Annotated in this window: 12 protein-coding genes, 16 tRNA genes and 2 rRNA genes; 2 read left to right on the top strand and 28 right to left on the bottom strand. The window is 47.1% G+C overall.

The window, feature by feature from the left end:
- The first annotated feature begins 251 nt into the window (after nt 1–251).
- Complete coding sequence (locus NKT06_RS31985; RefSeq protein ID WP_253440865.1) at nt 252–2,642, top strand: helix-turn-helix domain-containing protein; 2,391 nt, start codon at nt 252–254, stop codon at nt 2,640–2,642.
- 57 nt (nt 2,643–2,699) lie between these two features.
- Here NKT06_RS31985 and NKT06_RS26565 read toward each other — a convergent pair.
- From NKT06_RS26565 to NKT06_RS26660, 20 genes are all read right to left on the bottom strand, one after another.
- Nucleotides 2,700–2,775: transfer RNA gene (locus tag NKT06_RS26565), tRNA-Asn, on the bottom strand.
- A gap of 293 nt (nt 2,776–3,068) precedes the next feature.
- Nucleotides 3,069–3,995: a class I SAM-dependent methyltransferase gene (locus tag NKT06_RS26570; protein WP_253440867.1), complete on the bottom strand. Its 927-nt coding sequence runs from the start codon at nt 3,993–3,995 to the stop codon at nt 3,069–3,071.
- A gap of 169 nt (nt 3,996–4,164) precedes the next feature.
- A tRNA-Leu gene (locus NKT06_RS26575) sits at nt 4,165–4,243 on the bottom strand.
- Between the two features lie 6 nt (nt 4,244–4,249).
- A tRNA-Cys gene (locus tag NKT06_RS26580) sits at nt 4,250–4,323 on the bottom strand.
- 6 nt (nt 4,324–4,329) lie between these two features.
- Nucleotides 4,330–4,404, bottom strand: a tRNA-Gly gene (locus tag NKT06_RS26585).
- A gap of 4 nt (nt 4,405–4,408) precedes the next feature.
- A tRNA-Gln gene (locus NKT06_RS26590) sits at nt 4,409–4,483 on the bottom strand.
- Nucleotides 4,484–4,505: 22 nt separating this feature from the next.
- Nucleotides 4,506–4,578 (bottom strand) — tRNA-His (locus NKT06_RS26595).
- 30 nt (nt 4,579–4,608) lie between these two features.
- Nucleotides 4,609–4,682: transfer RNA gene (locus tag NKT06_RS26600), tRNA-Trp, on the bottom strand.
- 6 nt (nt 4,683–4,688) lie between these two features.
- Nucleotides 4,689–4,774 (bottom strand) — tRNA-Tyr (locus NKT06_RS26605).
- A 9-nt stretch (nt 4,775–4,783) separates the two neighbouring features.
- A tRNA-Thr gene (locus tag NKT06_RS26610) sits at nt 4,784–4,859 on the bottom strand.
- A gap of 20 nt (nt 4,860–4,879) precedes the next feature.
- Nucleotides 4,880–4,955 (bottom strand) — tRNA-Phe (locus NKT06_RS26615).
- Nucleotides 4,956–5,050: 95 nt separating this feature from the next.
- A tRNA-Asp gene (locus tag NKT06_RS26620) sits at nt 5,051–5,128 on the bottom strand.
- 25 nt (nt 5,129–5,153) lie between these two features.
- A tRNA-Met gene (locus NKT06_RS26625) sits at nt 5,154–5,227 on the bottom strand.
- An 18-nt stretch (nt 5,228–5,245) separates the two neighbouring features.
- A tRNA-Val gene (locus tag NKT06_RS26630) sits at nt 5,246–5,321 on the bottom strand.
- Nucleotides 5,322–5,388: 67 nt separating this feature from the next.
- Nucleotides 5,389–5,460, bottom strand: a tRNA-Glu gene (locus NKT06_RS26635).
- A gap of 9 nt (nt 5,461–5,469) precedes the next feature.
- Nucleotides 5,470–5,561, bottom strand: a tRNA-Ser gene (locus tag NKT06_RS26640).
- Nucleotides 5,562–5,564: 3 nt separating this feature from the next.
- Nucleotides 5,565–5,640 (bottom strand) — tRNA-Asn (locus NKT06_RS26645).
- 66 nt (nt 5,641–5,706) lie between these two features.
- Nucleotides 5,707–8,632, bottom strand: a 23S ribosomal RNA gene (locus NKT06_RS26650).
- Between the two features lie 347 nt (nt 8,633–8,979).
- Nucleotides 8,980–10,531 (bottom strand): 16S ribosomal RNA (locus NKT06_RS26655).
- Together the 16S and 23S rRNA genes with 15 tRNA genes alongside form the textbook arrangement of a ribosomal RNA operon.
- Before the next feature lie 456 nt (nt 10,532–10,987).
- Nucleotides 10,988–11,866, bottom strand: coding sequence for a nucleotidyltransferase-like protein (locus NKT06_RS26660; RefSeq protein ID WP_253440869.1), 879 nt, complete (start codon nt 11,864–11,866; stop codon nt 10,988–10,990).
- A 122-nt stretch (nt 11,867–11,988) separates the two neighbouring features.
- On the opposite strand from NKT06_RS26660, the gene NKT06_RS26665 reads away from it, so the two are divergent.
- The gene (locus NKT06_RS26665) at nt 11,989–12,369 is read left to right on the top strand and encodes a DUF2614 family zinc ribbon-containing protein (RefSeq protein WP_253440871.1); all 381 of its coding nucleotides are present in this window, start codon (nt 11,989–11,991) and stop codon (nt 12,367–12,369) included.
- 272 nt (nt 12,370–12,641) lie between these two features.
- Here NKT06_RS26665 and NKT06_RS26670 read toward each other — a convergent pair whose 3' ends face one another.
- From NKT06_RS26670 to gatA, 8 genes are all read right to left on the bottom strand, one after another.
- Nucleotides 12,642–14,372 carry a glycosyl hydrolase family 18 protein gene (locus tag NKT06_RS26670; RefSeq protein ID WP_253440873.1) on the bottom strand — a complete coding sequence of 577 codons (1,731 nt, stop codon included), beginning with the start codon at nt 14,370–14,372 and terminating at the stop codon, nt 12,642–12,644.
- A gap of 143 nt (nt 14,373–14,515) precedes the next feature.
- The gene (perR, locus tag NKT06_RS26675) at nt 14,516–14,938 is read right to left on the bottom strand and encodes a peroxide-responsive transcriptional repressor PerR (protein WP_026081471.1); all 423 of its coding nucleotides are present in this window, start codon (nt 14,936–14,938) and stop codon (nt 14,516–14,518) included.
- A gap of 167 nt (nt 14,939–15,105) precedes the next feature.
- Nucleotides 15,106–16,518 (bottom strand): DUF4097 family beta strand repeat-containing protein, encoded by a 1,413-nt coding sequence (locus NKT06_RS26680; protein ID WP_253440875.1) that lies wholly within the window; start codon nt 16,516–16,518, stop codon nt 15,106–15,108.
- 23 nt (nt 16,519–16,541) lie between these two features.
- Nucleotides 16,542–17,135, bottom strand: a complete 594-nt coding sequence (locus tag NKT06_RS26685) for a hypothetical protein (RefSeq protein WP_253440877.1) — start codon at nt 17,133–17,135, stop codon at nt 16,542–16,544.
- Between the two features lie 147 nt (nt 17,136–17,282).
- Nucleotides 17,283–17,993: an MgtC/SapB family protein gene (locus NKT06_RS26690; RefSeq protein ID WP_017692302.1), complete on the bottom strand. Its 711-nt coding sequence runs from the start codon at nt 17,991–17,993 to the stop codon at nt 17,283–17,285.
- 32 nt (nt 17,994–18,025) lie between these two features.
- Nucleotides 18,026–18,490, bottom strand: a complete 465-nt coding sequence (locus NKT06_RS26695) for a GNAT family N-acetyltransferase (RefSeq protein ID WP_253440879.1) — start codon at nt 18,488–18,490, stop codon at nt 18,026–18,028.
- A 96-nt stretch (nt 18,491–18,586) separates the two neighbouring features.
- Complete coding sequence (gene gatB / locus NKT06_RS26700) at nt 18,587–20,026, bottom strand: Asp-tRNA(Asn)/Glu-tRNA(Gln) amidotransferase subunit GatB (protein WP_062836483.1); 1,440 nt, start codon at nt 20,024–20,026, stop codon at nt 18,587–18,589.
- A 26-nt stretch (nt 20,027–20,052) separates the two neighbouring features.
- Nucleotides 20,053–21,510 (bottom strand): Asp-tRNA(Asn)/Glu-tRNA(Gln) amidotransferase subunit GatA, encoded by a 1,458-nt coding sequence (gene gatA, locus NKT06_RS26705; protein WP_036667997.1) that lies wholly within the window; start codon nt 21,508–21,510, stop codon nt 20,053–20,055.
- Between the last annotated feature and the right edge of the window lie 13 nt (nt 21,511–21,523).

The raw sequence follows: 21,523 nt of genomic DNA on the forward strand, positions 1-21,523 counted from the left end.
ATGTCCATGTTTCTATTTACGTTCCCACTGCAATTTCGTTTCTCATGATTCCGTTTAGAAGAGTCGGACCAAGCCGTTCCTATAGCCTTTTCAGCAAGATCATCCATCAGCAATCCCTTATCTCTGTTTCTATGCCCTCTTACGAAATTACTTTTTTATCCAAATAAACAAATTTTAGATTGTTCTATATGTAAGCGTTTACTAAAATAGGAAGTGTTACTACTACTAATGTCAGGAGTGGAACTGAAACTGTGCGACCAATCAGCTATCTCCACAAAATGATTATCTTCGGAATCCTGTTAAGCACCCTGCCCATTTTGTTTACAGGAATTGCTGCATTTATCTATTCATCGAACCAAACTGAATTGCATCGGACGCAGGCCAACAGACAGTTGCTGGAACAAATGCAATCCAACGTAAAGCACAAACTCGCTACAGTCAGTTATATGCTTGATCAGGCCGTTCGCTCTCCAGTAACCTTCAGGTCTCTGTCTGCTTCTTCTTCACTACAAGGGAAAGGACCTTTACTTGCCGACAAGCTGCAGAGCGAGTTTCAACATATGAGGTCATGGGAACCTATGCTGGACATTAGCCTAGTGAACCAATCTCAGAATTGGCTTATTGATCATGCCGGATTATATCGTAATACGGATTTTCCACTCGCTCTTCCCATGAAGGAATTGATATCGGATACGCTAACTTCCGGATGGCAGCTCTCCCCTTCATCGGTGTTCAGTAATGATGAGCGTTCACCCGGTACAGGCTGTATTTATCATATTGCCCTTGCTAGAACTATTCCGAATCTGAATACGTCTTCCGATGCAGCCCTGATTGCGGGGATTCCCGCATGCTCTTTGCAAAATACACTAGGAGAAGCCTCCGTAGGCAATGCTGCCTCAGGACTGATCATTTTGAATCGGGAACAACGTATCTTGGTCCATCCCGATCCTGTATACATTGGACAACCGTTGTCTGCCATTGGATTACAGGATCGGGATACGAAAGCCAACATAACCAAACTATCACCCATTACATTTTCAACAGGCTTTGAACAACGAGAAGTTAAGATCGCCGATACACCTTATTCCCTGACGTATAGCCCTTCCACCTTAAAAGGATGGACTTATGTTCTAATCTCACCCACCAATATTCTGACACAAGAATATATCGATATCGGATTACACACCATGTATATCAGTCTCTTCCTGCTTTTACTTTCATTATTGCTTGCCTGGCTCGGCTCCATACGAATGCTTGTCCCGATTCGTAAACTTTTAACCCAACTTGGTGACAACATGCTGTCCAAAGACGGAGGCACTTTCGCTCTGCAATCAACTGAGTTGTCTGATGAGTTCGAACAGATTAGAGCAGGTGTGTCACAATTATCTGCATCTCGCTCCCAACTGGAGAACACACTCAATAGGCATCTTTTGCAGATTCGCACTCATCTTATGATGAATCTGTTTCAGGGTAAAATCTCTGTTCATACTCTTCATGACACCCTGAATGAATATGGCTTCCCACGTCAGCTTCGGGAATGGCAACAAATTGCTGTTATCACATTACAGGCAGATCTCGTTAATCATACAAAATATAGTGCTAATGATCGTGACCTCTTGTTATTTGCTATTCAAAATATATTAGAGGAAACGGTGGTGCATAACCAACAATTGCTTCCCATTGTTATGGAACAAACGGTAGTCACGGTGATTGGTAGCGTTGAAGAGGATCAGTTTGTTTTTTCACAGCACCTATATGTATTAACAGACAAGTTACACCAACAGATTAATAAAATTCTAGCTCTTCAAGTCAGCATAGGCTTCAGCCAGCCACATAACTCCTTATACCACATCCCTCAGGCTTATACGGAGGCTATGGAAGCATTGAAGCATCGCATGAAGCTGGGCCCAGGTATTATCTTTCAGTATGAGAACATTGATCATTATGCTCCCACTTGGTCCATGACCTACCCAGAATCATTGGAATATTCGTTGATCCAAGCTATTCAAAGTGCGGATGAAGTCCAGGCCTCTACTCTTCTGCAACAACTTCTTGAAGTGATCTTTGGTATGGAGTGTTCACCAGAAGAATATCAGGTGGCTCTTACGAGGCTGCTCACGCATATTTTGCAGATGACTCAGGAATCCGGCATACGTCTCGGGCAGATCTCACAAGGCCGTGGATCGATGTTCCATGAACTTCATGGTTTGCAGTATGCCGCTGAAGTTGAGGAATGGTTTAACTATCAAGTCATCTTGCCCGTCATCCAGGTTTTTAAAGCGAGACAGGTTGCCCAGTATCAGCATATATCAGAGAAAATGATTGCCATGATTCATCAAGATTATGATAAGGATCTGACGCTTGAGGAATGTGCCTTGAAGCTTCACTACAATGCCAACTACTTAAGTAGTGTTTTCCGTAAAGAGACAGGCTGTGCATTTAGCGAATATCTGACCAAGTACCGATTTAACATCGCTAAAAAATGGCTGGACGAAAGTGATCTAACCGTTAAAGATATCGCAGCACGACTTCGGTACAACAATCCGCAAAATTTCATTCGATCATTTCGTAAATGGGAAGGAATCACCCCCGGTCAGTACCGGGAGCGTAAGCAGAAAGCAGAGGTAGCCAATAGAAATTAGAAAAGGAGCACGATTGTAAGTCGTGCTCCTTTGGCCAGCTCGGCCCCCTCTCCATAATGGCTCCCCGAACAGGGCTCGGACCCTGTGACACTCGATTAACAGTCGATTGCTCTAACAACTGATCTATCAGGGAATATGCTTTAGATATCATTCTCTGAAAACTAGAAATGTGTTTTGTTTTTTCGTTGTCTCGAACATCTCCAAATAAACGAGGGTCTGGTTATTAGTTATTGGCTTCAAAAAAAAGAGGGAGCACATATCCTGCTCCCTTCACTTACAATTTCATTTCTATAATCTTAACTTCATATATTTCAAACGTTCATCTTTTTGCGCAGCGATGTGATGCTTCCTAGCGTCATCTTAGATGTTAAAATACGTTGTCCGTCTCGATTTCTGATCCTCAGACACGTAACAAGCCTATAAGATTTATCGCTTATCCTTAATATGAACTGTTTTCATGTTTGGCTGTTCAAGTTGGATCAGAATCTTCCCGAATCTTGCTCCACGTGAGAATGTCACCGTACTACCCTTGTATGTATCTCGGATGTACTTCTCAGCTAATCTGAGGGAATCTTCATCTGATGGTAACTCATACGTATTAAGCCATTCTGGCAGCTTTTCGATAATCTCTTCCACTGGTACTTCAAATGAGTTAACTTCTCTTGTAATGATCATTGTGTATGAATAACCTTTCAAATACAGCAACTGTTGAATATAACCCATGTCACCCGCCTTGTATGAAGCAGTTACACCCAGTACCTCCTTAATTTCATCCATTAGGGTGTGTTCCTTCTGTCCCGCCATAGTACTTATATACACATACTTCCGGGCACAGTTGATCGCCATCTCAATCGTTTCCCAATCTGACATCACCGGACACATGGAGGCAAATGCAAAGTCAAATTTCTTCTCCCAGCCTTTATCCTGAATGGAGATTTCTTCATATCGTTCTTTTACGATTTCGATATTAGATTCAAGAGCTGAAGGTATCGTCTCTTTCATCAGGGAGACAAGTAACTCAGATGGCTCAACTGCAGTCACAGTTGCTCCCTTTTCTGCAAAAGGAATGGTGAATATACCTGAAGCAGCTCCAATGTCCAAAATGGATAAACCCGCGAACTCCACACCCTGGTTCTCAATCCAGCCCATAATGCGCTCAGAACGCTGCTTACCTTCTTCAGAGAACGACTGTACATGATAATCCCTGGCCCACCGCTCAAATGCTTCTTCTGTATTAAATGGTGCGCTTTTCTTTTTATATTTTGGACTTCTCGGACGATTCTTCCATGCCTCTTCCCATACAGAAAGATTAAATAACAGATCGGTATCCGTTACATTTTTTCCAGTAGTCACTATGCTTCACTCCTCTATAATTAAAGACTTCACTTATCTACAATATACCGAATATAATCATACGTCAATCTTTATTAAAGTCCCATTTTTCTTAATGTACAAAAACCGTTTTATATAAAATAAAAATAGCCCTACACATTGCATAAGCAACATGTAGGGCTATTCAATATACCGGCGAGAGGACTCGAACCTCCACGGTTTCCCACTCGATTTTGAGTCGAGCGCGTCTGCCATTCCGCCACGCCGGCATATGCTGGAGGCGCCACCCAGATTCGAACTGGGGATAAAGCTTTTGCAGAGCTGTGCCTTACCACTTGGCTATGGCGCCATATTTTGGAGCGGACGACGGGAATCGAACCCGCGACCCTCGCCTTGGCAAGGCGATGCTCTACCGCTGAGCCACGTCCGCATAATGGCTGGGGATATAGGATTTGAACCTATGCATGACGGAGTCAAAGTCCGTTGCCTTACCGCTTGGCTAATCCCCAATAAAAAATGAAAAAACAAAGGGGCGATCGAGGGGAATTGAACCCCCGAATGCCGGATCCACAAACCGGTGCGTTAACCACTTCGCCACGATCGCCACAAAAGGTTAAATTTCTTAAAAGTTAATTGGCAGGGGCAGCAGGAATTGAACCCACACCAACGGTTTTGGAGACCGTTGTTCTACCTTTAAACTATGCCCCTAAAAACTGGTGGAGGATGATGGATTCGAACCACCGAACCCGTACGGGAGCAGATTTACAGTCTGATGCGTTTGGCCACTTCGCTAATCCTCCAGGATTACATGGTGCCGGCGAGAGGACTTGAACCCCCAACCTACTGATTACAAGTCAGTTGCTCTACCAGTTGAGCTACACCGGCATATTAAATTGTTTTGAAAATGGTGGCTCGGGACGGAATCGAACCGCCGACACGAGGATTTTCAGTCCTCTGCTCTACCGACTGAGCTACCGAGCCATAATAAAGTCTAATCTTAATTCCTTACACTTTATATAGGGCATCAGTGCCATACAGCAGATGTAGTGAACAGTTTGCCTCATGTAAAGATTAAATGGCGGAACCGACGGGATTCGAACCCGCGATCTCCTGCGTGACAGGCAGGCATGTTAGGCCAACTACACCACGGTTCCATAGTACTTTCTCAAGGAAAGTTAATTGCGGGGGCAGGATTTGAACCTGCGGCCTTCGGGTTATGAGCCCGACGAGCTACCGGGCTGCTCCACCCCGCGTCGTTATAAAAAGTTATATGGTGGAGGCTGAGGGGATCGAACCCCCGACCCTCTGCTTGTAAGGCAGATGCTCTCCCAGCTGAGCTAAGCCTCCGAACAACACATTTATGATCATATCATAATCTTGTTGTAAAAATCAACTTCTTTTTTTGAAGTTAATATGACCCGTAGGGGATTCGAACCCCTGTTACCTCCGTGAAAGGGAGGTGTCTTAACCCCTTGACCAACGGGCCTTATTATTATGGCGGAGAGAGAGGGATTCGAACCCTCGAGACGCTTGTGACGCCTACACGATTTCCAATCGTGCTCCTTCGGCCAGCTCGGACACCTCTCCATATGGCTCCCCGAACAGGGCTCGAACCTGTGACAACTCGATTAACAGTCGAGTGCTCTACCAACTGAGCTATCAGGGAATATGCTTCAGAGATCGTTCTCTGAAAACTAGATTCGAAACGAAAGATGCGAACTATCACTTGCTATTGGATAAGCCCTCGACCGATTAGTACTGGTCAGCTCCATGCATTGCTGCACTTCCACCCCCAGCCTATCTACCTCGTCGTCTTCAAGGGGTCTTACATACTGGGAAATCTCATCTTGAGGGGGGCTTCACGCTTAGATGCTTTCAGCGTTTATCCCGTCCGTACATAGCTACCCAGCGGTGCTCCTGGCGGAACAACTGGTACACCAGCGGTACGTCCATCCCGGTCCTCTCGTACTAAGGACAGCTCCTCTCAAATTTCCTACGCCCACGACAGATAGGGACCGAACTGTCTCACGACGTTCTGAACCCAGCTCGCGTACCGCTTTAATGGGCGAACAGCCCAACCCTTGGGACCTACTTCAGCCCCAGGATGCGATGAGCCGACATCGAGGTGCCAAACCTCCCCGTCGATGTGGACTCTTGGGGGAGATAAGCCTGTTATCCCCAGGGTAGCTTTTATCCGTTGAGCGATGGCCCTTCCATGCGGTACCACCGGATCACTAAGCCCGACTTTCGTCCCTGCTCGACTTGTAGGTCTCGCAGTCAAGCTCCCTTATGCCTTTGCACTCTTCGAATGATTTCCAACCATTCTGAGGGAACCTTTGGGCGCCTCCGTTACTCTTTAGGAGGCGACCGCCCCAGTCAAACTGCCCACCTGACACTGTCCCCGCACCGGATTACGGTACCAGGTTAGAACCTAGATACGATCAGGGTGGTATCCCAACGTTGCCTCCACAGAAGCTTGCGCTCCTGCTTCAAAGGCTCCCACCTATCCTGTACAGATCGTACCCAAATTCAATATCAAGCTGCAGTAAAGCTCCATGGGGTCTTTCCGTCTTGTCGCGGGTAACCTGCATCTTCACAGGTATTAAAATTTCACCGGATCTCTCGTTGAGACAGCGCCCAAGTCGTTACGCCATTCGTGCGGGTCAGAATTTACCTGACAAGGAATTTCGCTACCTTAGGACCGTTATAGTTACGGCCGCCGTTTACTGGGGCTTCGGTTCACAGCTTCGGATTGCTCCTAACCACTCCCCTTAACCTTCCAGCACCGGGCAGGCGTCAGCCCGTATACTTCGCCTTACGGCTTCGCACAGACCTGTGTTTTTGCTAAACAGTCGCTTGGGCCTTTTCACTGCGGCCCCCTCGTGCTATTCACACTACCGGGGCACCCCTTCTCCCGAAGTTACGGGGTCATTTTGCCGAGTTCCTTAACGAGAGTTCTTCCGCGCGCCTTAGAATACTCTTCTCGCCTACCTGTGTCGGTTTGCGGTACGGGCACCTTCACCTGGCTAGAGGCTTTTCTTGGCAGTGTGAGATCATGACCTTCGCTACTACAATTTTCGCTCCCCATCACAGCTCAGCCTTACAATGTGCGGATTTGCCTACACATCAGCCTTACTGCTTAGACGGACATCCATCAGTCCGCGTCACTACCCTACTGCGTCCCCCCATTGCTCATAACGGCTTACGGTGGTACAGGAATTTCGACCTGTTGTCCTTCGACTACGCCTTTCGGCCTCGCCTTAGGTCCCGACTTACCCTGAGCGGACGAGCCTTCCTCAGGAACCCTTAGGCTTTCGGCGGATCAGATTCTCACTGATCTTTTCGTTACTCATACCGGCATTCTCACTTGTATAATGTCCAGCGCTCCTTACGGTACACCTTCAACCCTTATACAACGCTCCCCTACCCCTGATGCAAAGCATCAAGCCATAGCTTCGGTGGTGTGTTTAGCCCCGTTACATTTTCGGCGCAGAGTCACTCGACCAGTGAGCTATTACGCACTCTTTCAATGGTGGCTGCTTCTAAGCCAACATCCTGGTTGTCTGTGCAACTCCACATCCTTTCCCACTTAACACACACTTGGGGACCTTAGCTGATGGTCTGGGCTGTTTCCCTTTTGACAATGGATCTTAGCACTCACTGTCTGACTCCCGGAAGTAAGTCTATGGCATTCGGAGTTTGACTGAGCTTGGTAACCCTTGCGGGCCCCGCACCCAATCAGTGCTCTACCTCCACGACTCTGTTTTCCGAGGCTAGCCCTAAAGCTATTTCGGGGAGAACCAGCTATCTCCGAGTTCGATTGGAATTTCTCCGCTACCCCCACCTCATCCCCGCACTTTTCAACGTGCGTGGGTTCGGGCCTCCAGTGCGTGTTACCGCACCTTCACCCTGGACAGGGGTAGATCACCCGGTTTCGGGTCTACGTCCACGTACTACATCGCCCTATTCAGACTCGCTTTCGCTGCGGCTCCGGCTCTTCACCTTAACCTTGCACGGGAACGTAACTCGCCGGTTCATTCTACAAAAGGCACGCCATCACCCCTAAAACGGGCTCTGACTTTTTGTAAGCACACGGTTTCAGGTTCTATTTCACTCCCCTTCCGGGGTGCTTTTCACCTTTCCCTCACGGTACTGCTTCACTATCGGTCGCTAGGAAGTATTTAGCCTTGGCAGATGGTCCTGCCGGATTCATACGGGGTTTCACGTGCCCCGCACTACTCGGGATCCGTCTCGGAGGGAACAGACTTTCAACTACAGGGCTTTTACCTTCTTTGGCGGGCCTTTCCAGACCTCTTCGCTTAACCGGTTCCTTTGTAACTCCATGTGAGACGTCCCACAACCCCAAAGAGCAAGCTCTCTGGTTTGGGCTTCTCCGCGTTCGCTCGCCGCTACTGACGGAATCACTATTGTTTTCTCTTCCTCAGGGTACTTAGATGTTTCAGTTCCCCTGGTATGCCTCTACATAACCTATGTATTCAGTTATGAGTAACTGGAAATTACCCCAGCTGGGTTTCCCCATTCGGACACCCCCGGATCAAAGCTTGCTTACAGCTCCCCGAGGCAGTTTCGTTGTTCGCCACGTCCTTCATCGGCTCCTAGCGCCTAGGCATCCTCCGTGTGCTCTTAGTAGCTTAACCAAATTGCTCCGGTTTCGATCGCTCGCTTCCCTTGTTTTGGACTACGTCCAAAGCCAAAAGTCGCTCCCACTCGATACCATCGCAAAAGCAATTATCTACCTTATAAACACTTCACTTGTTTGCACAAGATCAGCTTAAAGGAATGTTCTAATTCGCATTTACTTTCGTTTCGATATCTAGTTTTCAAAGAACAAGCTCCATGCAAAAGCAAGCTGTTTGAGAGTTTGAGCTCTCAAAACTGAGCAACGAGTGAGTTAAAAGCTTTACGAAGTAAAGCTCGCTTCGGAAGCATGCTTCCTGAAGACTTGTATTTGAATGTTTCCGTTACAGGAAACGATTCTCCATAGAAAGGAGGTGATCCAGCCGCACCTTCCGATACGGCTACCTTGTTACGACTTCACCCCAATCATCTATCCCACCTTCGGCGGCTGGCTCCTTGCGGTTACCCCACCGACTTCGGGTGTTATAAACTCTCGTGGTGTGACGGGCGGTGTGTACAAGACCCGGGAACGTATTCACCGCGGCATGCTGATCCGCGATTACTAGCAATTCCGACTTCATGCAGGCGAGTTGCAGCCTGCAATCCGAACTGAGACCGGCTTTTTAGGATTCGTTCCACCTCGCGGCTTCACAGCCCGTTGTACCGGCCATTGTAGTACGTGTGTAGCCCAGGTCATAAGGGGCATGATGATTTGACGTCATCCCCACCTTCCTCCGGTTTGTCACCGGCAGTCACCTTAGAGTGCCCATCCGAAATGCTGGCAACTAAGATCAAGGGTTGCGCTCGTTGCGGGACTTAACCCAACATCTCACGACACGAGCTGACGACAACCATGCACCACCTGTCTCCTCTGTCCCGAAGGAAAGATACATCTCTGCATCGATCAGAGGGATGTCAAGACCTGGTAAGGTTCTTCGCGTTGCTTCGAATTAAACCACATACTCCACTGCTTGTGCGGGTCCCCGTCAATTCCTTTGAGTTTCAGTCTTGCGACCGTACTCCCCAGGCGGAGTGCTTAATGTGTTAACTTCGGCACCAAGGGTATCGAAACCCCTAACACCTAGCACTCATCGTTTACGGCGTGGACTACCAGGGTATCTAATCCTGTTTGCTCCCCACGCTTTCGCGCCTCAGCGTCAGTTACAGCCCAGAGAGTCGCCTTCGCCACTGGTGTTCCTCCACATATCTACGCATTTCACCGCTACACGTGGAATTCCACTCTCCTCTTCTGCACTCAAGTCACCCAGTTTCCAGTGCGATCCGGGGTTGAGCCCCGGGATTAAACACCAGACTTAAATGACCGCCTGCGCGCGCTTTACGCCCAATAATTCCGGACAACGCTTGCCCCCTACGTATTACCGCGGCTGCTGGCACGTAGTTAGCCGGGGCTTTCTTCTCAGGTACCGTCACCTTGAGAGCAGTTACTCTCCCAAGCGTTCTTCCCTGGCAACAGAGCTTTACGATCCGAAAACCTTCATCACTCACGCGGCATTGCTCCGTCAGGCTTTCGCCCATTGCGGAAGATTCCCTACTGCTGCCTCCCGTAGGAGTCTGGGCCGTGTCTCAGTCCCAGTGTGGCCGATCACCCTCTCAGGTCGGCTACGCATCGTCGCCTTGGTGAGCCGTTACCCCACCAACTAGCTAATGCGCCGCAGGCCCATCCCCAAGTGACAGATTGCTCCGTCTTTCCAGTTCTCTTCAGGCGAAGAAAACAACTATTCGGTATTAGCTACCGTTTCCGGTAGTTGTCCCAAACTTGAGGGCAGGTTGCCTACGTGTTACTCACCCGTCCGCCGCTAACCATCAGAGAAGCAAGCTTCTCTTCAAGTCCGCTCGACTTGCATGTATTAGGCATGCCGCCAGCGTTCGTCCTGAGCCAGGATCAAACTCTCCAATAAAGTATTGAAAAGAGCGATAAGCTCATTTTGAATCTGACGAGATTAAAAATCTCATTTGTGCTCCAGTCGATTCAAGCCAAGGCTTGTTTCAAACTTTCGCGTTCATTCTGCAAGCAGAATGTTCACTCACTCGTTGTTCAGTTTTCAAAGATCAAACACGATTTGTTTTACTTCTTTTTCGTCACAACCAAGTTTCGGCGGCGACTTAAATAATGTATCACATTTCGTTTGGTTTCGTCAAGAACTTTTTTAAATTTCTTTTTTGAAGCGTTAGTTCTTCACTTTTCCTCTGAAGATTTTATCGTTTGTTGGCGATAATCTCGTTTGAGGAACGAAATATAATGTATCATATATCGCGAATCAGAGTCAACATTTTTTTATAAATTATTAAACAAACAAAAAAGGAAGGTTTCCCCTCCCTGATGCGATCAATTATTGCCAGACTTTTGGAGAAGGTTATGTCTCAATCCAATACCGAATTTCCCGACCTTCTCCTCCGATCGATGGCCACCCTGCCGATTCTTTTACTATAGAACGAAAAACCAGCTTGCGTATAACCAAAGGTAGATCTTCTCGAACAAATCTTAATTGCGGATGATGAACAAGTTCATTGATGCTCCAAGGCTCCTTGCGACTTCTTAACACACGCAGCAGCAGCTCCGAGCATTCACTCATTTTGGACATTACCGAAAACTCACAGGCAAGCAGTACAAGCTCTACTCGCTGCTCCAGTGTCTCCGAGCTTACGGTAAGCTCTTGGTATAGTTTCCACAAAGCGCGATCCAGATTCTGCACATGTGTCCAGACGGCATGATCCGGGTATATCCCCTGTTCAATCAATACAATTCTTGCCCAGTTGCCCAGAGCCTCTAATACATTGTAGTAGGCGTCTACAACATGACCTTCCTGAATATGACGTTTCGCCTCCACATACATTCTCAAAAAACTGGTGAATTCATGCAGGAGCTTCTGTTCACGCAATTCTGTCCCAAAGGCAGACAGTTCTTCTCGCAAATCACTTAAGGCGCTGTCCTCTTCCCAGATAATCTCACCTTCAATCAGACACTGGGTGAGATTATTGTGATTCCCGGTAACTACACTACTCTTTAATTCATGACGGCTTGCATAGATCATTTGATAACGAAGATCACCATATCTGTAATGTCCCACCGCCGATTTTAATTGATCATCATTATGAACAACAAGTACCAATAACTCGAAATCTTGAATTAGGGAGCCGTGGAATCGCTCTCCCGGGTGGGAATAAGCGATAGCCCCAACTGCCCCTGTCTCTTCCGACTGTTCGGACAAAAAAGCAAGGTTCTTTAATTCCACGATTCCCTCCATACATTTCATGGCAGATAAGCGCCAAGTCAGTTATAATGTAATTCTACATCCAGACTAAAGTTTCCTTCTTTTCCAGGTCCGATACTACTCATACGATAGGAGCATTTTTCATGATTTTTAAATCAGCAAAAATTAATGCTTTTCGCACTTGGGGATTACTACTGACCATGCTAGGTATGGGCCTAATGATACTGGGAACAGCCGGGATCGTTTTCTGGGGACATGCAGGCAAGGTATTCGCAGCTGTAGGACTCGTCATCGGACTGATTGCCATGATGGCCAGTCTAGCCATTTATTTCTGGGCGGGTATGCTCTCCACCAGCGCGGTACAAGTCGACTGTCCGGAATGCGGGAAGTTAACCAAAATGCTGGGCAAAACGGATCGTTGTATGTTCTGTCATACCATCCTCACCCTGGACCCCAACAAGGCCAATATGACCAGTCAACAACTGAAAGCGCCTTCTACAACAGTCCCCCCCACCGATCGATAACACGACTTAATCTTCAACCGCTACATTTCTTTGCCTTAATTTCATCATTGGAGAACAAAAAAAGGCCCGGTATGTCTACCGGACCTTTTTGGACTTGGCTTATAAATGAGTCCTTGTTGCTGTTATCAACAGCTAAGATATGAAGTTAAGTTATGATTTCTATGGCTAATAAAATGATAGATTACATGTAAGATGGTATCAAACAGGAGCAACTTCTGGCTTTGCAAAGCAAAACAAGAGAAGACATCCGTCGACCACGGAGCATGAGTAAATTATTTCTGGTAACCAGCCTGCTTTAATACCTCCCATGCAGAGGCATTAGCAAAACTTCGATTCCATGCCGCTACTCCTCCAAGCTTCAACGAAGCAATTAAATCTACACGCGCCTGAAGGGACACGGCATCTTCGATCCATATTTTCTTGGTCGCTCCGTCTTCCTCATATTCCACATAGTTCTGTCCACTTGCCTGATCCAGTTCGGGTTTGAGTTTCTTTTCTTGGATTAGCTCCACAATGGTACTCATTCCCACTGCTTTGGAAGACACTTTAACCTCCCCTTGATCATTCTTCTCTTCCGTCCAGATTCTTGTATAGAGCGGAACCGCCATGATCAACTTGTTAGAAGGGACTTCATCCTCCTCAAGTATGCGTCTCATGGAAGCCTCGGTCCATGGGAGAGATGCTACCGACCCAGCCTTGGGACTAGCCGCCCAATGTTCATCATAAGCCATCACAATAACATAGTCTGCAAAAGAACCTAATGCACGGCGATCCAGAAAAGCGGACCACATCTCACTGTTCGATTTCGGTGTTACATCGATTGATAACATCAATCCATGTATGCGTGCCATCGCCTTGATCTCACGCACAAACTGCGTAATATTCGGCCCGTCATCTGTATACACGTTCTCAAAGTCGATATTGATACCATCCAATTGATACGTCTGTGCATACTCTAACATCTGCTCAATGATATGAGTACGTGTTTCGTAAGAAGCTACAGCTTCTTTGGTAACGTCCGGATCAAAGCTGTTATCCATAAGTCCCCATACTTCCATACCCGAACGGTGAGCCCAGTTCACATAAGCTTGGTTTCCCTTGCTTTTCACCGTGCCCTGCCCATCCGTAATGTGAAACCATGTGGGGCTGACCACATTCACACCAGGCATTTTACCGATAGAGCCCACATCAGGCTGACGATTGTACACGGCTTCCCAAACCAAGTTTACCGGTTTATTCTGCCACTTCTTCTCTGCTGCAGTCAGCGTATACTTGGGCGTGTCCACCTTCTTTTTCTCCGTGAGTGCAATATGATCATTATCTACATATCCGGCATATCCATTATCGAGTTGAACAAAACTCTGTTTATCACCCGTCTGCCATACACGTACCCGTGCATTCTTTTCCATATCGGCTATGATTGGTGAGGATTCTCCCCCACGTTTATATAACGGCACCGTCTTATCTGCTTTGGATGACAACGTATCAATCTCTGCATATTGTATCGTGTCTCCTCCACGCATCAGAAGTACAGCACCTGTTACCGAATCTTCCTGTATGGCGATGCCGTACACTTCCTTCAAAGGTTTGAGCGGAATGTATGCTTCTCCATCCTTAACCTCAGGTTTAACCGTCATAGGATAATCTTTGTGATTAAGTTCTGCTTGTGTGCTGTCCTCTTTCATATGAAGAACTCGCTGAGGGGAGGCAATAATGATATCGCCTGACTCTGGTTCGTAACGTATGCCCGCATCAACTGCTTCTTGCAGCACCTTTACAGGTAACTTGAGTTGATCTCCTGTATCCAAGGCGTCTCCATCCATCAGTTGCCCATCTACAAAAATAGGCTGGCTTCTTCCTACCCAATCGGGGTCTTCATGGGACTGGTTCAACCATACATTCGTTATAAGCCAGTAAGCCCCTCCAGCGATCAGACAAGCCCCTAGAAAACCGGGCCAAAATGAACGTCGCTTCTGACGTGTATATCTGCTTTTTCTACCCAAACGTCTACCTCCGTTAATTATGCTGAATCATAAAGATGAGCGCATAAGTTGTTATAAAAATGAGTGTTTTGCATAAATGCTAAAAAAAAAAACGTGAAGAATCCATACTGAATTCTGCACGTTAATATTGTAATTCAACTCTCTTAATCCCTGCAACTTTTGCAAACGCCATACACTTCCAATCGGTGGCCGTGTACTTCAAATCCTGTACTAGACTCCGCCTGAAGCTCTACACTTTTGAGTGAAGGATAGCTAAAGTCTTCAATCTTGCCGCATTGATCACAGATAACATGATAATGATCCGTAACATTGGCATCGAAGCGGCTTGAATTATCTCCGTATGTCAATTCCCGGACCATGCCAGCTTCCAGAAACATCTTCAAATTGTTATATACCGTTGCCACGCTCATACTGGGAAATTGGGGTTCAAGGGCTCGGTAAATTTCATCGGCTGTCGGATGCCCCATGGATTCCATCAGATAGTTCAATATGGCATGACGCTGGGGTGTAATACGGACACCGGTCGTTTTCAGATGCTCCAACGCATGTTGGACACGTGTTGCCATAAAACCCACCGCCTTACCTTTCATTCTCTGGTGAAGAGTAAGTTACTGTCTCCTCGCACAAAGTTGATTCCCGGCCATGAAGAACGACAATCCATCTTTCATGCCGTGTAATCTTGCCAGTGTACATTTATTGTACGGCGATTACAAGTTTATTGTCAACGCGGCAGTCAAGGAACCTCTGTAGAATCATCCTGGGAATTTGGTCCGTCCTCGGCAGTCTGTTCCAGATTCTCAGCCGTATCTTCAGAATCAGGTGTAGCTGTTTCAGGCGTAGATACAGCAGGGTTCCGATGAATGGTAAGATCGCTGTTGCCTTCGATTTTCACCCTGTACTCACCCTCACCGAGCTGGCCTTCTATGGTTTTGTTCTGTACTTTGAAAGGCAGATCCGTACTTAGATCTCCATAACTGCTGGAACCCGCAAGACTGTAGTCTCCACGATCAGGAAGTAATACGTTAATGGCTCCCACAGCACTGTACACATCCCAGTCCCCACCGACTTTGGAAGATACGATGTTAATACTGCCATTAAGCGATTGAGCTTTGATTCCCAGATTGGCTCCATCCAGCGTAATATTGCCGTTGCGTGTCTCTGCGGTGAATTCACCAACGGAGTCTGCAATACTGATACTTCCCACTTGTGTAGTTAGATCTACATCGCCGGAAATCCCGCGAGCCTTCATGTCTCCACGGTTACTGTCCAGATCTACATTACCAATGGCGTTGGCTACAATGACATCCCCGTTTAACGTTTTCCCTGAGATATCTCCAACAGCATTGGTAATCTGGATACGTCCGTTACCCGTTTCAGCGAGTATGGTACTAATCGCTTCCGGGCGGTTTAATAATATCGCTCCATTGGACGTTCGAATATCGAGATTAAAACGACGATCATCCGGGATCGTAATGGTAAGATTCATACGCGGCTGCGTTTTTTCATTGTCCCCATACGTCTTGCCTGTAGCTTTGATATGAATTACCTTTGTACCATCGGTCTCTACAAACGATGCTGCTGCAACGGCCTTTGCCTGTACTTCCGTCGTCTGATCTACCCAGATAACCGTTCGTACTTCAATCTCCTCCGTATCCCCCCGTTGCACCGAGATATCTCCGTTGACACCTTCGACTACAAGATCCGACGTATCCATGCGAACAGGTACACGAATCGTACCCTTATCCTCCATATATCCTGCCGCTTGACTGTAGTCCATGGATGCCGCTCCGAGATTTAGACTCACTCTATTCCATAAGTGCATGTAATGATCCTGCTCGGTGACGATAAATACGGAAGCCGCCAAAATCAGTGAGGCCAGAATGCCTTTGGCATCCGGTCTGAAACGTACTTTGATTTGCTCATCAGGATGGCTCGGCTTATCCGATTGCACTTTTTTTCTTCTGCGTGTCCACAGGAACAGCACAATATATTCAACACCTAGAACAACGAGCAAAAATGGCCACCAGTCCACCATCTCATATACATAGTCAGTTCCCCACCGTTTATCCATAATCAACAGCACACCTACCGCTACGATTAAGGCGGCAGCCGTATAGCGGCCAACCCGGACTTTACGGTTCATCATGTTCCCTCCTTGTATCGTTTCGACTACATTTTTTTCTTGTTCAACATTACCCAGAACTCACGCCCAAACAGGAGCAAACCTCCTGCAATCATGAGAACCGCAAAGGAATATCCGCCGTACACGGCGAGGAGCTCTTGAAACCAACGTGGTTTGCGGAAAAACAGAACCATCAATGATCCTCCCACAATCAGAAGTAATCCAAACGATATGCCTCTCTCCCAGACCATCATTGCATCTCGTGTAGAACGTTCATTAGTTATCGGCTTGTCCGAAGTTGCCTGGGTCACTGCTCTACGTCTGCGCATCATGACCCAATCTGCAGATTGCAACACATCATATACATTGTAAAAGTAAATAACCGGGATACACAAAGCCAGTAAGATGAGCAATGGCACATTGATCTGTATTCCAATGGATGAGAAGTACAATACTGCTGACAGATCAAGCAAAACAAGCAGCATAAAGGTCAAACCTCTCATGTACAATCTCAGATAAATATGACCCAGACCAGGAATAATGGCACTCAGTAATCCCGCTATAAACTTGTGAGTCCGATTCCTGACCGGTTTGGCCTGGACTGAACGGTTCTTTTTGTTCAATTGACGTCTCCGTTTCATAACATACTCCTCTCTTCTGATCTGACCTTCCGCTCTTCATGCATTTGGTTAGATAGTACCCTAAAGAGCAAGGAGAGTAACTGGAAGAAATATGGATATGACCAAAAACCCTCCGGCACTACTGGCCTGGGGAGGGTTGTAATTCATTTATTCGATCGACACCTTGGTAACGTGTTCCCACTGTCTTAACTTGGATACCAAGCCTACCGTTTGGAAATCATGCGGTACCTGAACATGTAACACAATCTCAATTTTACGTTCAACTGACACCATCTCGGCATATGCTAGGTCTTGTTCATTCACGGTGATTTTACGAATTTTGATCTTCTCCTGCTCCATACATGAAGACAGTTGTTCGAGAAAACCGGGTTCAGACAGGGTATGAAGTGTAACAACATGCAGTTTGTTCCCTCGTAAATACCTCAGCTCTAATTTGTTGAAGACCCATAGATTAAGCAATACTAGGACGGTTGATACGATAGAGGCAAAAAAGAATCCCGCACCTGCTGCAAGCCCAATGGCTGCAACAACCCAGATTGAAGCAGCTGTCGTCAGTCCGGTAATGGATTTACCGGTGAAGAGAATTGTTCCTGCTCCCAGGAATCCGACACCTGTAATTACAGCAGTGGCCAGACGTGCTGGATCGATCCTTACATTTAATTCATTAGCAAAATCTTTAAAACCATAAACAGACAACATCATAATTAATGCAGAACCAAGACATACCAGGATATGGGTACGCAAACCGGCAGCATGATTGGACCGTTCCCGCTCCAGGCCTACGAGCCCTCCAAGCAGCATAGCCAGCAATAATCGTAATAAAATGTGCCACTCATCAATGAACCAGGGATCGCCCAAAGTCGGTATTCCTCCTCAAGTTGTTCATATTATTAAAGTTTATTCTTGTGAAAAGTCGATAATTCCACTCCAGGTGCAATCTGTGTAACTTCCACAGGATGAAAGCCAAATTTGGTGTACAGATTGACAGCGGGTTGATTCAGCGTTCCTGTGGAGACGATATAACGTGGAAGATCCGCATGCTGTTCCAACACATACGTCATCAAAGATGCCGCAATTCCTTTGCGAAAGTGATCCGGGTGCACCATCATTCGTGTAATGGTCAGTGTATTCTCCTCTTCCTCCGCCACAGCGACAGCCCCGATAAGCTCTCCGTCACTATGGATACAACCATAAAAGCTCTCTCCACAATCCCGAAGCGTCTCCATCGTATCCATTAAAGGAGGAATCTCCTGAAATCCGATGATTTCGGCTTCCAATCGATAAGCCACATGCTGTAGTCTCCATAACTGTCCCAACGTCTCCAGATCACTCAGTGACAATAGTTGAATGTTCATATCCGTTCCCCCTTCCGAAATACATTTGTATCTATCAATACCAAAAAGAGGCTGTCACAGGGACGAGCCTCTTTCTGTCCGGCCTCACCGGAAGGATTAGCGGTTCAGTACATCTGCAAGCAGTTGATTGGCTAGAGCGGGATTCGCCTTGCCTTTACTTTCTTTCATAACCTGACCAACAAGGAAGCCAATGGCTTTCTGTTTACCGGCTTTATAGTCTTCCACGGATTGAGGGTTATTCGCTACAACCTGCTCAACAATGGCAAGAATGGCGCCTTCATCACTAATCTGCACAAGACCCTTCTCTTCAACGATCTGCTGTGGAAGCTTACCGCTCTCCAGCATTTCCTTGAATACCGTTTTGGCGATTTTACTGTTAATGGTGCCCTTCTCCAGCAGTCCGATCATCTCACCCAAACCTTGACCTGTCAGTGGAACCTGAGTCACCTCAAGATTGCTCGTATTCAGGTAACCCAGCAAGTCGCCCATAATCCAGTTGGATACGGATTTGGCATCCTGAGTGAATTTCAAGCTATCTTCAAAAAGATCAGCGATAGCCTTGGATGAAGTAATAACCTCTGCATCATAGCTAGGCAATCCATAATCAGCTGTGTAACGAGCTTTACGTTCGTCTGGAAGCTCAGGTATGGTAGCCTTGATGCGCTCTTTCCAGGCTGCATCAATATGCAGCTTCACGAGATCCGGGTCCGGGAAATAACGGTAGTCATGCGCCTGTTCCTTGCCACGCATCGACAGTGTTTTTCCTTGAGCTTCGTCCCAGCGACGCGTCTCCTGAACCACTTCACCGCCATCATCCAAAATTTCAGCCTGGCGATATTGTTCATATTCGAGACCACGCTGAACACCACGGAAGGAGTTCATGTTTTTCAGCTCCGCTCTGGTTCCCAGCTTCTCCTGTCCATGTGGGCGCAAACTGATGTTGGCGTCACAACGCAGTGAACCTTCTTCCATCTTCACGTCCGATACATCACAGTACTGCATGATTGCGCGCAATTTTTCAAGATATGCACGTGCTTCTTCCGGAGAAGAAATCTCAGGTTCGGATACAATCTCCACCAGTGGAGTACCGACACGGTTGAAGTCCACCAAAGACGCGTATCCGCCATCGATATGTGTAAGCTTCCCTGCATCCTCCTCCAAGTGAAGACGCGTGATGCCGATTCGTTTCGTTTCACCATTCACTTCGATATCAATCCAGCCGTTCTCACCGATCGGTTGATCAAATTGCGAGATTTGATAGGCTTTTGGTGAGTCGGGGTAAAAGTAGTTTTTACGGTCAAACTTGCTGACATCAGCAATCGTACAATTGAGGGCCATCGCTGCCTTCATGGCGTAGTCTACCGCCTGACGATTCAGTACCGGCAGTACGCCCGGATGTCCGAGACAGACCGGGCAAGTATGGGTGTTCGGCGGAGCTCCAAAAGCTGTGGAGCAGCCACAGAAAATTTTGGAGTTGGTATGCAACTCCACGTGGACTTCAAGTCCAACGACCGTTTCATATTTAGATGCGGACATTTCTATATTCCTCCGTTCCGGGCAGTCTACAGCTGCGGACGCTGCTTGTGGAATTCTGTATTTTGTTCAAACGCATGCGCTACACGCAATACGGTTGTTTCATCAAAGGCTTTACCGATAATTTGCAAGCCAACAGGCAATCCATCCGAGAATCCACATGGAATACTCACGGCAGGTACACCAGCCAGGTTGACCGGAATCGTCAAAATATCGTTCAGATACATCGTAAGCGGATCATCCACCTGTGAACCCAGTTTGAACGCCGTAGTTGGCGCAGTTGGTCCAATAATCACATCATATTTGGCAAATACATTGTCGAAATCCTGTTTGATCAATGTACGTACTTTTTGTGCTTTCAGATAATAGGCATCATAATAACCCGAACTGAGTGCATACGTTCCAAGCATGATACGTCGTTTCACTTCGGGACCAAAGCCTTGGCTCCGAGACTGGTGATACAGATCGAGCAAGTTGTCCGGATTGTCTGCACGCACGCCATAACGTACGCCATCAAATCGAGCCAGGTTTGAAGAAGCCTCTGAAGATGCCAACAGGTAATACGTAGCCACCGCATATTCGGTATGCGGAAGGGATACTTCTTCCCATGTTGCCCCAAGTCCTTCGAGAACTTTCAATGCAGACAGAACCGTTTCTTTCACTTGTGGATCGACGCCTTCACCAATGTATTCCTTCGGAACAGCAATGCGAAGCCCTTTAACGTCACCTGTCAGTCCGCTCAAATAATCCGGAATCTCTACTTTTGCAGATGTCGAATCTTTGGCGTCATAACCGGCAATGGCTTGCAATACATAAGCAGAATCTTCAACATTTTTCGTCAAAGGTCCAATCTGATCCAAAGATGAGGCAAATGCAACCAAACCAAAGCGGGAAACAAGTCCATATGTCGGCTTCAATCCAACAACACCACAATACGAAGCAGGTTGTCTGATGGAGCCACCTGTGTCTGATCCAAGCGTGAAGTATGCTTCTCCCGCAGCCACAGCTGCTGCAGAACCACCGCTGGAGCCTCCTGGAACACGATCAAGTGCCCATGGATTACGTACAGGGGAGAAACTTGAGTTCTCATTGGAGCCACCCATGGCGAATTCGTCCATGTTGAGTTTACCAATAGTGACGGTGTCCGCAGCTTTCAATTTCTCGACAACTGTTGCATCATACACCGGGTCGAAATTACGAAGAAATTGGCTGCCGCACGTCGTGCGCAGTCCGTTCGTAACGATGTTATCCTTAATCCCTACAGGCAGGCCGAAAAGCAAACCTTTCTCCTCACCGCTCACCAGACGGTCATCCAGTTGACGTGCACGAGCGCGTGCTTGTTCTTCATCCAGTGCCAAATACGCCTTAACCTTATCGTCATGCGCGCCAATATTCTGATACGCCTGATCCACCAGATCGCTGACCGACAGCTCTTTGGCATGCAGCTTGTTATGTAACTCAGGCAACGATTGTTCAAATAAACTCACAGTGTTTGTCCTC

Source organism: Paenibacillus sp. 1781tsa1 (assembly GCF_024159265.1).
GTDB lineage: Bacteria > Bacillota > Bacilli > Paenibacillales > Paenibacillaceae > Paenibacillus.

Coding starts and splice junctions, on each gene's coding strand:
- NKT06_RS26665 (WP_253440871.1), top strand. CDS start 11,989: ATGATTTTTAAATCAGCAAAAATTAATGCTTTTCGCACTTGGGGATTA.
- perR (WP_026081471.1), bottom strand. CDS start 14,938: ATGGCAACACGTGTCCAACATGCGTTGGAGCATCTGAAAACGACCGGT.
- NKT06_RS26680 (WP_253440875.1), bottom strand. CDS start 16,518: ATGATGAACCGTAAAGTCCGGGTTGGCCGCTATACGGCTGCCGCCTTA.
- NKT06_RS26685 (WP_253440877.1), bottom strand. CDS start 17,135: ATGAAACGGAGACGTCAATTGAACAAAAAGAACCGTTCAGTCCAGGCC.
- NKT06_RS26695 (WP_253440879.1), bottom strand. CDS start 18,490: ATGAACATTCAACTATTGTCACTGAGTGATCTGGAGACGTTGGGACAG.
- gatB (WP_062836483.1), bottom strand. CDS start 20,026: ATGTCCGCATCTAAATATGAAACGGTCGTTGGACTTGAAGTCCACGTG.